The organism is Vibrio sp. 10N.222.49.C9 (genome assembly GCF_041474985.1).
In the GTDB taxonomy this organism is placed as follows: domain Bacteria; phylum Pseudomonadota; class Gammaproteobacteria; order Enterobacterales; family Vibrionaceae; genus Vibrio; species Vibrio crassostreae_C.
This window is the reverse complement of the sequence record NZ_JBFRVD010000861.1, coordinates 1-332: the sequence shown is the minus strand read 5'-3', so window position 1 is coordinate 332 and position 332 is coordinate 1. Positions and strand designations below refer to the sequence as shown.

At 49.4% G+C, this 332-nt stretch carries 1 protein-coding gene; it reads right to left on the bottom strand.

Translation table 11 applies throughout. The features are described from left to right. A partial coding sequence (locus AB4585_RS25955; protein WP_372171647.1) for a DUF58 domain-containing protein occupies positions 1 to 332 on the bottom strand: 332 nt, incomplete at both ends.

The following is a 332-nucleotide window of genomic DNA, read 5'->3' as shown; positions in this document are numbered from 1 at the left end:
CATTTAAGATCTTTAATACGTGGTTGGCACTGCGCTGCGGGGCAATAGGCACCGCCACCGTATCGTTGTAAATAATGGCGCCGACGCGGTCTGTGGAGTCCGTGACCTTCCAAGCAATGAGAGCCGCGATTTCGGCCGCGACAACAGATTTCATTTTTCCCGTGCTACCAAAAAACATGTTGGTTCTTTGGTCAACGAGCAGGTAAACGTTTCGCTCGCGTTCTTCAGAGAATATCTTTACATGCGGCTTACCTGTGCGCATGGTGACTTTCCAATCCATGTTGCGAATGTCATCACCAATGTGGTAGTGACGCATCTCTTCAAAGTTCAGG